Here is a 12549-nt window from a genome sequence, read left to right as displayed (position 1 = left end):
TGTTCTAGAGCACTCGCTCGTCGTCGCGTCCGTGGCCCGCAAGTACGACCTTCCGGAGGAGCTGGCCGGGCGTCTGCGCGGCTCGACTCCCGAGGAGCTGGAGACCGACGCGAAGGCCCTTCATGCACTCATCGCACCTGCCGCCCCGCCCTCACTTGGGGGGCGGCCTCACCCCGTCCGACGATGAGGACGATGGGGGGATGGACCCGCGCAGGCTCGCGCGGCGAACTCGGCGTTTCTAGCTCGCCTTCAGTGGAAGATTCTGTTCATTTGCTCTACAGACATATTTTGACGAAGCCAGTAGATCTCAGAGTTTGTCATGCCCTGTTGCATCACACGCAAAGGCTCATCGGGTAGATGCCACACGACTGCAGGCATCCGCTCGGGATTCAGCCCTTTCAGGTGGTGCATAATCTCGGCAGGAGGAAGGCTGGCGATCTGGCTTGCTACACCGGCGGCCCAACGCCCTTCCCAGACTTGGTACGCTTCGGGTTGAGTCAGGCGAGCGAAAATGAATTCCGTATCGCCTGGCATATTAGCGAGAATACCACCGACACGCCGAGCGAAGTTGATCCATTCCTTGCCCCCGTGAGGCACTGACCGAGCAAACGCACCTCGCACCCACATCACGAAGTCTTCCTGAGGGAAGCCCTGTATGAGAGTGGCAGCTTCCGCCGAACCCATCGCATCAAGCAGAGCAATTTGGGATTCGTGACCGAAGATCACAAAAGCGTTATGCGGGTCTTCGAAGGTCATGATGACTTCTGCAGTGCGCCTGTAGCCCAACGCCCCGAAGACCTGACCGGCCTGCGGCGTCGGCACACTCAAGGTCTGTGCCAATGTATGGAAGTCGAGACCGTCCCTGCGGAGGAATTGCTCCGCAAGACCCCGAAGCCATTCATTCGGCATGAAAGGCAGTAGGGCGTTCCGCTTGCCGGCGTCGCTCACCGAGAGCCACGTGACAATGGCATCGGCAAACTCCAGTGTCTGCAACGCTTGGGCACACGCCTCCGGCGTGACACCTGCGGTGACGAAAGCCGCCAGGGCAGGTGTAGGAAGACGTGGAGCAAACTTGATCAGCGTTGGGATGTCGACAGTGTGGCGCCCGTCCGGGTCTGGACGGGCAATCAACTCGATAGACTGCTCGAATGGCATTCCGGAGATGAACGTTCGCGCCACAGGGACGGGCATATCTTCCAGCAACTCTAGGACGCGAGAGTTTCCCATCGACGCAAGGCGCTGATAAGCCAACTGCTCATCAACAGAGAGCAGGAAGTCGACGCATACAGCATTAGGCAACTCGGCAAGACGACGCGACGCCGAAGCGGCATCCATTTCAGCAAGCATCGCAATAGTCTTCTCTCGCGGCATTTCAAGGAGAGCTTCCACCGCCGCCTTGATGGGCAGCGAGGCGATTTTTTGTGCATCTGAACGCTCAGCAGGATATCCGACATACATGTCACCCTGAGCCACTTGATAGATGCGGGCGTGGTCGCTCGCGGATGCCTGCGCCTCAACGCTGTTTTCACGCCGGGGCGGCACTTCGAAGTTCGTCATGATTCCGTGACATTCAAATCGCCCTGTCCGATCTGGAACACCCGTGCGTGGCCGGATGCCTTTGCATCCTGCTTCACGCTTCCATGCCAGACACGATCCCCTTGAGACGCGGCGGGCACAGCGTCCGAGATTACAGATTCCAGTTCCCGTACCAGACTCGCACGATCACGCTCGTCTGCGGCCTCCAGCAACTGTTCGAAGCGTGCCCGCCACATCCCCATCTGCACCGCGCTGACGATCTCCGCGTGGTCAACAGGTGTTGCCGCTAGTTCCGTTGCGGTCTGGTCAAGTCGCTCAAGTTCGGCACGCTCGCGCTGCGGCTCTCCTCTGCCCAGCACTGCCGCGAGACGTGCACGCATGGTCGCCCAAGCGTCAGTGCCCGCAGCCTGGACCACTGCTGTGCCCCCAGTCGCCGCAAGAGCTGTGAGTGCTTCCGTCAGCAAGGTTCCCCCTCATCTCGCAGGCAGGGCAGCAGTGTAGCGGCGCAGGCAGCACTGCGGACGTATGAACTCCCTACCCAACTTGACCTCTTCACGCCACCCCCACTCTCGGAGGTAGCACCACTTGCCCACCCCTCAGCACCAGGCCGAACCCCAGCTCCGAGGGCAGGAGTTGCCAGGCTATGTCGTTGTAGAGGACGAACAGGATGCCCTGCAGGCAGAGACGGTCCAACACCGGCCTCGGCCCCGGCGACCGCTCTGGCCAGGGCGGCAGCAGCGGTTCGATCAGCGCCCACAAGTCGTCGTCCACGATCCACGGCCGAGTACTCACACCATCACGAACGGCCGAATCCTCACACCGGTCACGGCCGACCAGGACGTCACAGCAAGATCGTGTTACGAGCTCTTAGCGCGAAGCCCAGCCCCTGATCAGCGGACTCGCCCGGGGCGAGAAGAAACAGCCGTCGGCCAACGTGGTCCTCCGCTACCGGCTCGTCGAGGACGTTAACGACCGGCGCAATGCCAAGTCGGCGTTGTAGGTCATCCATCGTGCCGAGCGTCGCCGAAAGATAAAGCCGTTGTTTGGAGTGCCGGTAACCAGGCAGTGTCTGGGTCGGGGGGTTGTATGGCCGGATCTCGACTGCAGAGGGGCCGATGAGGACCCCGCATGCGTGCAGATTTGGGCGTACGCGGAGCCACAGGAATTTGGCGTCGTTCGGCGGTAGGCCAGAGGAGAGGAGATGCGCGGCACGGTCGGAGATGGCTGCCCAATGGGGGAACGCGATCAGCTCTGGGGGAACAGCGGAGTCGGCAAGGCCCTCACGCATGAGTGAGATGGACGGGTAGAGCCCAGTGTGAGCGAGTACAAGGTCGCATAGCCGCTCGTACAGTTCCCGCTGAGTTCGACGGTCGATGCGGATAGCGAAGAGACCTGCGAGTGGCTGTTCGGCCATGTGAGCGTCATCGAAAACGAGAACGTCGGCAGGCTCGACCTTGGGGCTGGTGTTGAAGTACGTCCAGTAGTTCATGACGCCGAGAACCCTGGCGTCGTGGTAGGCCGCAAGGTCCGCGGGCGGGTAGTTCATCGAAGAGAACTTCACGGCCTCCAGTCCAGGCAGGCCCCCAGCCTGGGCTAGCACTTGCTCGGCGAGTTGGTTTGTGCCGGTCAGGTAGGCGACTCTTTGGCCACGCTCCAGGGCAAAGTCGGCGATGAGTAGTGCGACCAGTGTTTTGCCGAAGCCAGTTGGCAGCTCAACAGCCACATCATCTTTGTCGATGTTGCGGACGTAGCCTTCGAGCACACGGGCCTGTGACGGCCGCAGACTCGCATAGCGTGCCGATCGGAACCCCGCCAGCCGCGCCTCAAAGTTCACTGGATCAGCCACGCTGCAGCTCCTCCTCGGTGCCTGCCCTGCAGCTACCGGCGTACGCAGCCTCCCAGGCACCCTCCTCACCCAAAGTAACCCCTGGCGCCCAAGCGGCACCCTGTGGCTGTCTGTCATCGGCCGTCACTGGAAGTTGTATTCAGGCAGGGCGAGATTCGCCCCGCCTCGCGCATGGCAAGACGGGGCGAGGCCCACCTCGGAGGGGCACCGGGCGAGGGCTCGTATGGTCAGCGATTTCCCAGGGACTTTTCAGGGACTTTCAGCTCTGTCCCAGGGACTTTTCAGGGACTTTTCGCCGAGTAGGCAGGGAAGGGCCTGACAGCTCTGAAAGGATCGAAACCGCAGGTCAGGCCCTCTTTCCTCAGCACTCGATGACGTTGACCGCGAGTCCGCCCCGCGCCGTCTCCTTGTACTTGACCTTCATGCCTGCGCTGTCTCCGTGGGCGATGGGTAGGTGCACAACCTGCTTCGGGCTCCGCATGGATCCGCTCTCGTGTGGGGAGAGCGCAGCCCGGATGGTTTCGCGAAGCTCGGCTTCTCTACCTGCAAGTGGCGGCCTGAGCAAATTCTGCTTCGAGCGGGAAGCTCGATCCATGAAAACGTTCATGGCCTCGAGGCTGCCCGCACTGAAAGGCTGAATGTTGGATCATGGGTGGCGGAGTTTCTTGCGGGTGCGCCGCAGCCGGACGGTATTGAGGTGACGAGGTTGCGGCGCATTCTGGAGCACATGAGGAAATGACGTAGGCCCCCACGTCGCGGCGTGGGGGCCTATAGCTATGCTGCGAGCTCTTCCTGAGTCTTCCACTTCGGGCGGAGGCGGGCCTTGACGAGAGCGCTGCGGTTGAACTCGTTCGCCTCGACCGGAGGCGTGACCTCGATGCCGTGCAGGTATCGCTTCAGCACGGAGCGGCGCTGCCGTAGCGAGCCCTCGTGCCAGCCCCTCAACAGATCCTCCTTCGAGACCCTGGGAGCCGAGCCGCCTTCCGTGGCCGTGATCGCGTCACGCAGTCCGGAGATCTTCCGGTTCGTCCCGGCGAGCATGTGGAAGTAGTCGTCCTCGGTGAGCCCCACTTCCTGGAGCGTGCCGTCCGTCCAACGGTGCATGAGGTCTTGCTTCCGGGCGGACTCGCGGTCGAGGTCGGCGCGCATGGTTCGCAGTTTGTCCGGATCGCCCGGCGGGTCCTCTGCAGGGCAGGCGAGGAGCTGGGTGAGGAAGGCGTTCATGCCTTCGCTGATGGCCTGCTCGGTCGCTTTCGCCGCGATATAGGTGCCGGCGCAGCCCCCGTGAGCTGATGGTGGGCAGCGGTAGCCGGGCACCTTTTTACCGTTCTTCCTCCCGAACTGGGCGCCGACCAGGCCCCTCCCGCACTTGAGGATCCCGGAGAGCAGGTATTTCACGACGATGGGGTTGCGGCTCTTGCCCTCGGGGATGCCGCGCTTCTGGCGGCGGAGCTGGAGTTCGAACTGGACCTGGGACCAGGCCTTCGGGGTGACGATGGGGTCCCAGCAGCCCAGTAGGGGGTGGCCGTCGTCGTCGAAGAGGACGAGGGACCAGCCGTCCCACTCCTTCGACGCGTCCACGCGGTGCTTGCCGGAGTAGGAGACCATGCCTGCGTAGCGTGGGTTGCGGAGCATCTTGTTGATCATGGTCGAGGACCACTGCCTCGCCGCCGGTGGGCACACGCCGTCTTTGTTGAGCTTCGTGGCGATGCTGTAGGCGGTCTCGCCGGACAGGCACTCATCGAAGATGTGGGCGACGAGGTCGGCCTCGTGGGGGAGGAGCTTGCCCTTGTCCGTTCCCTTGCGGATCCAGCCGTAGGCGATGCGGCCCTGGATCTTGCCTTCCTGGGCTGTGGCTAGGTGCATGCGTGCGACGCGGCGCGAAGTGTCCTCGGAGGACTTCAGCGCCATCACGCACATCATGCGCGCCATGTGCCGGTCGCTGTCGTTGATCAGGTTCATCCGGCCGCCGGTGGCGCCGACCACGGGCCGCTGGACGTACTCGACGATGTCGATCAGGTCTTCGAGGTCCCTGGGCTGGCGCACGAGGCGGTCCAGGTCGTAGAAGATCACGCCGTCGATGACACCGCTGTCGAGGTCGGCCAGGAGTTGGCGGAACTGCGGGCGGATCACCATCCAGTCGATGGAGCCGTCGCTCTTGACCACCTTCTTCTTCTTGAAGGCCGAGGTGTCGTTCTCCCGGTAGACCTTCGCGAACGGGCCCCACTGCAATCGAGCGCGGGTGTCTTCCGCGTCTTCGAGCTGCCGGTCGACGCCGGCCTCCAGGCCGAAGCGGTCGGAGGAGATGCGCAGGTAGGCGCCGGGGCGCCGAGGGAGGTAGGCCGAGAGCTGGTCGTACAGGTTGAGGGTGACCCGACCGCGCCGGGCCTGCGGGGGGATCTGGAAGTCGTCCCAGGTGGGGAGTGTCGACATGGGGATGCTGCTCCGGTACTCGATGGCTACCGATACCGGGCACCTTCTGTCGAACATCAGGGTTGGGCCGGGCCGTCGATCCGCTGTTAGCCTGCGCCGTTTCGATGTGGATACTGGCTGCCATGCGCATCGACTTTGATCCCGCGGCCATGGACCGGAACTCCTTCTACAAGCTCCTGACTGCGGTGGTTGTCCCCCGCCCGATCGCGTGGATCTCCACGGTCGGACGAGACAGCTCTGTTCCCAACCTCGCCCCGCACTCCTTCTTCACCATCTCCGCCGTGGCGCCGCCGATCGTTCAGTTCACCTCCGTGGGACGCAAGGACTCGCTGCGGAACATCGAGGACACCGGCGAGTTCGTGGTCAACTTCGCGCCGGAGCACCTCTTCGAGCAGATCAACGAGACCGCGGTGGACTTCCCGCACGGTGTCAGCGAGTTCGACGCGGTGGGGATCGCGCGCGAGCCGAGTCTGCGGGTCAAGGCGCCGCGGGTGGCGGCCTCACCGGTGGCTCTGGAGTGCGAGCTGCACAGCACGCTGCGGCTGGGCGACTCCACCGTGGTGTTCGGACGGGTCGTGCACGCGGCGGTGGCCGAGCAGGCCGTCGACGACGGGCATCCGGAGGTCACGCGGCTGCGTCCGCTCAGCCGCTTGGGCCGCGACGAGTGGGCGACGCTGGGGGAGGTCTCGGAGCTGGGCCGTATCCGGTATGCGGACTGGCCGGGCCGCCGCGGCGAAGACTGAGTCACATCGCGCTCTATAGTCGTCCGGTTACGGTGGTGGCGCCCCTGCTCGAAGTCGGGTGGGGGCTCGCTCGTGGGTGCGACAGGGGCTGAAACCAGTCGCGTCACGCGGCGTGCATACGGGCAGCATCCCGGGTCGGCCCGCCGCCCCCCCCCCCCGCGCACGAAGCCCCGCCCGGGTCGTCCCGGGCGGGGCTTCGCGTCGGCCGTATGTATCGGTCCTGTCAGTCGCCGGACTCGCCCGCGTGCGGGCTCAGCGCGTCCGTGCCGACCAGTGCGAAGATCACCACGCCGAGCAGGATCCGGTAGTACACGAACGGCATGAAGCTCTTCGTCGAGATGAACTTCATGAACCACGCGATCACGGCGTAGCCAACGAAGAACGCGATGACCGTCGCGAATATCGTGGGCCCCCAGGAGACGTGCCCGCTCTCCGCGGCGTCCTTCAGCTCGAACGTTCCGGAGGCCAGTACCGCGGGGATCGCGAGCAGGAACGAGTAGCGGGCGGCCGCCTCGCGCGTATAGCCCATCAGCAGACCGCCGCTGATCGTCGCACCCGACCGGGAGACGCCGGGCACCAGCGCCATCGCCTGGCACAGGCCGTAGACCAGACCGTCCTTGACGCTCAGTTCCTTCAGCGTCTTGCGCTGCTTGACCGCGCGGTGCCGCCCGCCGTTCTCGTCACGCGCCGCCAGCCGGTCCGCCGCACCCAGCACGATGCCCATGACGATCAGCGTGGTGGCCGTCAGCCGCAGATCGCGGAACGGTCCCTCGATCTGGTCCTTGAAGGTCAGGCCCAGCACACCGATCGGGATCGAGCCGACGATCACCAGCCAGCCCATCTGCGCGTCGTGGTCGGACCGCATGCGCTTGTCCGTCAGCGACCGGAACCACGCCGAGATGATGCGTCCGATGTCCTTGCGGAAGTAGATGATCACCGCTGCCTCGGTGCCGATCTGCGTGATGGCGGTGAACGCCGCACCCGGATCGTGCCAGCCCGCGAAGGCCGCGGTCAGCCGCAGATGCGCGCTGGAGGAGATCGGCAGGAACTCGGTCAACCCCTGGACGAGTCCGAGGATGAGTGATTCGAACCATGACATTGCGTCTACGCTATCCAAGGTTTGATCATGCGCTGACCCATGAATGTGCAGGTCAGGCGGGGTTCCGGGTGGGAGGCCAAGGCGACTTAAGGTCACTGGGCGGCCGGGGGCAGCGTAGCGTCCCCGGGCCCGGCGCTTCGCACAAGGTCCCCGTTCACCGCCGCCTGGGCGGACTGGCGCAGCCGCCCCCGTCGGCGCCAGGCGACGGCCACCGCGCTCAGCCCGGTCAGTGCGATGAAGGCCATGGCCGCCATGAAGACCGGTGAGGTGGGGGTCGCCGCCCGGCTGCCCGCCACCACGTACGCGGCGGTGTTCGGCACACTGCCCAGCGCTGTGGCCAGCAGGAACGGCAGCCAGCCCATCCGGGACACCGCGGCACAGTAGTTCGCGGCCGCGAACGGCACGCCGGGGAAGAGGCGCAGCGCGAGCATCGAGCGGAAGCCGTGCCGCGACAGCTGGCGATCGGCCGCCGTCAGCCAGCGGCCGCGCAGCAGCGGCCGCAACGCGTCCTGTCCCAGCAGTCTGCCCAGCCCGAAGGCGATTCCGGCGCCGAGCACGGTGCCCACCACCGCGCCGGGCAGCCCCGCCTGGGTGCCGAACAGCGCCCCCGCCGCCAGGTTCAGCAGCGGCCTCGGAACCAGCGCCGCCGTACACACCCCGTATGCGAGTGCGAACACCACCACGGCGCCGGAGCCGGACAGCCGGTCGGGCCAGCCGTCGGCCATCAGCCGCTGCGGCTCCCAGACCAGCACCGCGGTCGCCGCACCGGCCAGCAGGACGAGCAGCAGAGCCAGTCGCGACCACGGGGACAGCAGCACACGGGCGCAGCGCGTGGCCGGTCGCGGGGGCGGAACGGCGGCATGGGGCATCGAAGGAGCGTATCCGAAAACCAGTCGACGCCCCCCAGCCCGTGGGGCCATGATCAGCGACATGTTCCGGTACGCCTTCCCGAAGCCGACGTCCGCGCTCGCGGACGCGCCGAAGGCTGCCGTCCACCGCCCCCTCGTCTCGGTGGCCGCCTGCCTCGACGGCGCCCGAAGCTGACCCTCCTCGGATCTTCCGACGGACCCCGCCAGGGGAGGGTCGGTCAGGCCCTCGGGGTCCGCGATGCCCATCCCTGTTCCCGGAGATTCCCATTCTTGTTCCCGGGGATTCCCAACCCTGTTCCCGGGGACTCCCCTCACCCTGTTCCGAGGAAGGAACGGAAAGCCCATGTCGAAGCAGGTCTATGTCCGCACCAAGCCGCACCTCAACATCGGCACCATGGGCCATGTCGACCACGGCAAGACCACCCTGACCGCCGCCATCACCAAGGTCCTCAGCGACCGCGGCACCGGCGGCACCTATGTCCCGTTCGACCGCATCGACCGGGCGCCGGAGGAGGCCGCGCGCGGCATCACCATCAACATCGCGCACGTCGAGTACGAGACGGACACCCGGCACTACGCGCACGTCGACATGCCCGGCCACGCCGACTACATCAAGAACATGGTCACCGGCGCCGCCCAACTCGACGGGGCGATCCTGGTCGTCTCCGCGCTCGACGGCGTCATGCCGCAGACCGCCGAGCACGTGCTGCTCGCCCGCCAGGTCGGGGTCGACCACATCGTCGTGGCGCTCAACAAGGCGGACGCGGGCGACCCGGACCTCACCGACCTCGTCGAACTGGAGGTCCGCGACCTGCTGACCGCGCACGGCTACCCCGGCGACACCACCCCCGTGGTACGGGTCTCCGGACTGCGCGCGCTGGACGGCGACCCGCGCTGGACCGGCGCGGTGGAGGCGCTGCTCGACGCCGTCGACACGTTCGTGCCGACGCCCGTGCGCTACACCGACGCGCCGTTCCTGCTGGCGGTGGAGAACACCCTCACCATCACCGGCCGCGGAACCGTGGTCACCGGAGCCGTCGAGCGCGGCACGATCCGCATCGGCGACCGCGTCGAACTCCTCGGCGGCACGGACGCGGAGGGCGCCATCACCGTCGTCACCGGCGTGGAGACCTTCGGCAAACCGATGGAGTACGCCCAGGCCGGGGACAACGTCGCGCTGCTGCTGCGCGGCGTGCCCCGCGACGCGGTGCGCCGCGGGCAGGTCGTCGCGGCGCCGGGCAGCGTCACGCCCCGGCGGCGCTTCACCGCGCGGGTCTACGTGCTGTCCACAGCGGAAGGCGGCCGCCGTACGCCGCTCACCACCGGCTACCGGCCGCAGTTCTATCTGCGGACGGCCGACGTGGTGGGGGACGTGGACCTGGGCGCCGCCGGCGTGGCACGCCCCGGCGAGACGGTGGAGATGCGCGTCGAACTGGGCCGCGACGTACCGCTGGAGGCGGGGCTCGGGTTCGCGATCCGCGAGGGCGGGCGCACGGTCGGCGCCGGCACCGTCACCGCTGTCGCGGACTGACCGGGGTCTGGGCAGGGCCCGCGTAGCGCCCGCGTACGGCCCGCGTAGCGTCGGCGTGTGGCCCGTGTATGGCCCGCGTCGAGCCTGCGTGTGGCCCGCGTAGCGCCAGCGCGTGGCCCGCGTGTAGCTCGCGTACGGCGCCCCAGTGGCGGCACCTGGGGCGCCGTACGCGGCACAATGTGGGGGTGGACGAGCCCATACCCGTCAGTCGCGCCGTGGACGGCGGCACCGCCAAGCTGATGCCCGACGTGGACCGCGCGCGGGCCTGGCTGCTCACCGTGGACGGCGCCCCCCAGTCGTACGTCGACCTGGACGACCCCGCCCACCTCGAGTTCGAGTACGCGCGACGGCTCGCCCACGTCCTCGACACGGCCGCGGCCCCCGGCGCCCCGCTCGACGTCCTGCATCTCGGGGGCGGCGCGCTGACCCTGCCCCGCTACGTCGCGGCCACCCGCCCCGGCTCCCGGCAGCGTGTCGTCGAGGCCGACGGCGGCCTGCTGGACCTCGTCACCGAGGTGCTGCCGCTGCCGCCGGGGGCCCGGATCGACCTGTGCCGGGCCGACGCCCGCACCGTGCTGGAGGCCGCGCCGCCGGCCGCCGCCGACGTGGTGGTCGCCGATGTCTTCACCGGTTCGCGGGTGCCCGCGCACCTGACCTCCGTGGAGTACGCGCGGGCGGCCGCCCGCGCGCTGCGCCCCGGCGGCCGGTACGCGGCGAACCTCGCCGACGGCGCCCCGTTCGCCTTCCTCCGCTCCCAGGTCGCCACCTTCGCCACGGCCTTCGCGCACCTGTGCCTGATCGCCGAGCCCGCGGTGCTGCGCGGCCGCCGCTTCGGCAACGCCGTCCTGCTGGCCTCCCAGACGGAACTGCCGGTCGGCGCCCTGGCCCGCCGCGCCGCCGCCGACGCCTTCCCGGCCCGCGTCGAGTACGGTCCGGCGGTGGACCGCTTCACGGCGGGAGCCGTCCCCGTGTGGGACGCGGACGCCGTGCCCTCGCCGCAGCCGCCGGGCGGGGCCTTCAGCATCGGCTGACCCGGCCGTCCGCCCCCGCGGCGGATCAGCGGGCGGCCGCCGGGGCGGCGGTGCCGTCCGCGTCCGTTCCGTCTGCGGACGTTTCCCCGCCCCGGGCTCCGCCCTTTGCGGCCGACGGCGGCTGACGGCGCGTCAGCCGCCGTACGTCCGGCACGGTCAGCACCGCCGCGGTCAGCGCCACGATGAGCACCGAGCAGCCCCACAGCGCGGCCGTCCGCCCGAACGCGGACTCCGCGGGGCCCGCGAGCGCGGTGGCCAGCGGCAGCAGGGACAGCGAACCGAACCAGTCGTAGGCCGAGACCCGTGACAGCTTCTCCTCCGGGATCTCCTGGTGCAGCGCGGTCATCCAGGAGACGCCGAACGCCTCGATCGCCGCGCCGCTGACCAGCATCACCGCGGCCAGCGCCGGCAGCGGCAGCGGGACGGCGAGGGCCGCGGAGGGCAGGGCGAGCGGGAAGACGCACAGCGTGCCGACCAGCAGCAGACGACGCGGCCGCCACCGCGTCATCACCAGCCCGCCGAGGACCGTGCCCGCGCCGAACGCTGCCAGCACCAGGCCCCACGACCGCGCGCCGCCCAGCCGCTCCTCGGCGACCAGCGGCCCGTACACCGAATCGGCGGCCCCCACCACCGCGTTGACCACGGAGAACTGCACCACGATGCCCCACAGCCAGGGCCGCCCGGCGAACTCCCGCCAGCCGTCGCGCAGATCCCGCAGCATGCCGCCGCCCGGCTCGCGCCGCGGCACGTGGCTGACGTCGAGAAAGGCCCGCAGCGCGGCGGCGAACGCGAACGCGGCGGCGTCGACGGCCAGTACCCAGCCCGCGCCGAACGCCGCGATGAGCGCGCCGCCCAGGGCCGCGCCGCCGATGTTCGCGCTCTGCGTGCCCATCCGGAACCAGGCGAAGGCCCGGCCCGCCTGCTCACCCGTCACGCTGGACAGCAGCATGCCTTCGGCGGCGGGGGAGAAGAACGCCTGCGCGGTGCCGCCGAGTGCGGAGAGCGCGGCCATCTGCCACAGCTCGGCCGCGCCGGTCAGCACCAACACCGCGAAGGCGGCCTGGGAGAGGCAGTTGAGGGCGTTGGCCGCGACCATCACCCGGTGCCGCGGCACCCGGTCCGCTATCGCGCCGCCGATCAGCAGGAAAACCACCAGCGGTGCGGTACGCGCCGCCGCGACCAGCCCGACGTCGCCGCCGTCCCCGCCCGCCTCCAGCACCGCGAACGCCGCGGCGACCAGGGCCCCGGAGCTGCCGAGGCCGGTCACCACGGCGGCGGCGGTCAGCAGGGTGTAGTTGCGGCCCGCCCACGCGGGGCGGCGCGGGCGGCGGTTGGGGCGGCCGGGGGTACCGCCCGTGCGCGAAGCGCTATGGGGGAGTGTCACCAGCGGACTATCCCCGCGGGCGGGGCCCGCTGCCAACCGGATTTCACCCCCGGGCCGAAGGGGAGCCGGTGGTGAAG

The 12549-nt window shown here is 68.3% G+C and carries 11 protein-coding genes and 1 pseudogene; 4 read left to right on the top strand and 8 right to left on the bottom strand.

Features of this window, described 5'->3' with window-relative positions; all coding sequences use genetic code 11:
- Positions 1–249: 249 nt before the first annotated feature.
- The 5 genes and pseudogenes from ACQUSR_RS01805 to ACQUSR_RS01785 form a co-directional block, all read right to left on the bottom strand.
- Positions 250–1557: a hypothetical protein gene (locus ACQUSR_RS01805; RefSeq protein ID WP_431040751.1), complete on the bottom strand. Its 1308-nt coding sequence runs from the start codon at positions 1555–1557 to the stop codon at positions 250–252.
- Positions 1554–1916: a hypothetical protein gene (locus ACQUSR_RS01800; protein ID WP_431040750.1), complete on the bottom strand. Its 363-nt coding sequence runs from the start codon at positions 1914–1916 to the stop codon at positions 1554–1556. Before ACQUSR_RS01800 ends, ACQUSR_RS01805 begins: the two co-directional genes overlap by 4 nt.
- Positions 1917–2142: 226 nt before the next feature.
- Positions 2143–2310 (bottom strand): annotated as a pseudogene (locus ACQUSR_RS01795) (transposase); the annotation flags it as partial.
- A 67-nt stretch (positions 2311–2377) separates the two neighbouring features.
- Positions 2378–3382, bottom strand: a complete 1005-nt coding sequence (locus tag ACQUSR_RS01790; RefSeq protein ID WP_431040749.1) for a DEAD/DEAH box helicase — start codon at positions 3380–3382, stop codon at positions 2378–2380.
- A 774-nt stretch (positions 3383–4156) separates the two neighbouring features.
- The gene (locus tag ACQUSR_RS01785) at positions 4157–5815 is read right to left on the bottom strand and encodes a recombinase family protein (protein WP_431040748.1); all 1659 of its coding nucleotides are present in this window, start codon (positions 5813–5815) and stop codon (positions 4157–4159) included.
- A gap of 122 nt (positions 5816–5937) precedes the next feature.
- On the opposite strand from ACQUSR_RS01785, the gene ACQUSR_RS01780 reads away from it, so the two are divergent.
- The gene (locus tag ACQUSR_RS01780; RefSeq protein ID WP_431040747.1) at positions 5938–6558 is read left to right on the top strand and encodes a flavin reductase family protein; all 621 of its coding nucleotides are present in this window, start codon (positions 5938–5940) and stop codon (positions 6556–6558) included.
- A gap of 223 nt (positions 6559–6781) precedes the next feature.
- Here the strand turns inward: ACQUSR_RS01780 and ACQUSR_RS01775 are convergent, their stop codons facing one another.
- Together ACQUSR_RS01775 and ACQUSR_RS01770 are read right to left on the bottom strand one after the other, a co-directional pair.
- On the bottom strand, positions 6782–7657 hold the full coding sequence (locus ACQUSR_RS01775) for an undecaprenyl-diphosphate phosphatase (RefSeq protein WP_431040746.1): 876 nt from the start codon (positions 7655–7657) through the stop codon (positions 6782–6784).
- Between the two features lie 92 nt (positions 7658–7749).
- Positions 7750–8526, bottom strand: a complete 777-nt coding sequence (locus ACQUSR_RS01770; RefSeq protein WP_431040745.1) for a TVP38/TMEM64 family protein — start codon at positions 8524–8526, stop codon at positions 7750–7752.
- A gap of 49 nt (positions 8527–8575) precedes the next feature.
- Between ACQUSR_RS01770 and ACQUSR_RS01765 the strand changes: the two genes are divergently transcribed.
- The 3 genes from ACQUSR_RS01765 (at position 8576) to ACQUSR_RS01755 (ending at position 11088) form a co-directional block, all read left to right on the top strand.
- The gene (locus ACQUSR_RS01765) at positions 8576–8701 is read left to right on the top strand and encodes a hypothetical protein (protein WP_431040744.1); all 126 of its coding nucleotides are present in this window, start codon (positions 8576–8578) and stop codon (positions 8699–8701) included.
- 168 nt (positions 8702–8869) lie between these two features.
- On the top strand, positions 8870–10057 hold the full coding sequence (tuf, locus tag ACQUSR_RS01760; protein WP_431040743.1) for an elongation factor Tu: 1188 nt from the start codon (positions 8870–8872) through the stop codon (positions 10055–10057).
- A 185-nt stretch (positions 10058–10242) separates the two neighbouring features.
- Positions 10243–11088: a spermidine synthase gene (locus tag ACQUSR_RS01755; protein ID WP_431040742.1), complete on the top strand. Its 846-nt coding sequence runs from the start codon at positions 10243–10245 to the stop codon at positions 11086–11088.
- Positions 11089–11113: 25 nt separating this feature from the next.
- On the opposite strand, the gene ACQUSR_RS01750 is transcribed toward ACQUSR_RS01755, so the two are convergent.
- Positions 11114–12472 carry an MFS transporter gene (locus tag ACQUSR_RS01750; protein ID WP_431040741.1) on the bottom strand — a complete coding sequence of 453 codons (1359 nt, stop codon included), beginning with the start codon at positions 12470–12472 and terminating at the stop codon, positions 11114–11116.
- Positions 12473–12549 lie beyond the last annotated feature (77 nt).

Origin of the sequence: Streptomyces sp. P1-3 (genome assembly GCF_050613155.1) — a bacterium.
Lineage (GTDB): Bacteria > Actinomycetota > Actinomycetes > Streptomycetales > Streptomycetaceae > Streptomyces.
Note: the sequence above shows the minus strand (reverse complement) of the source record. Positions and strands in the feature narration are given on the sequence as shown.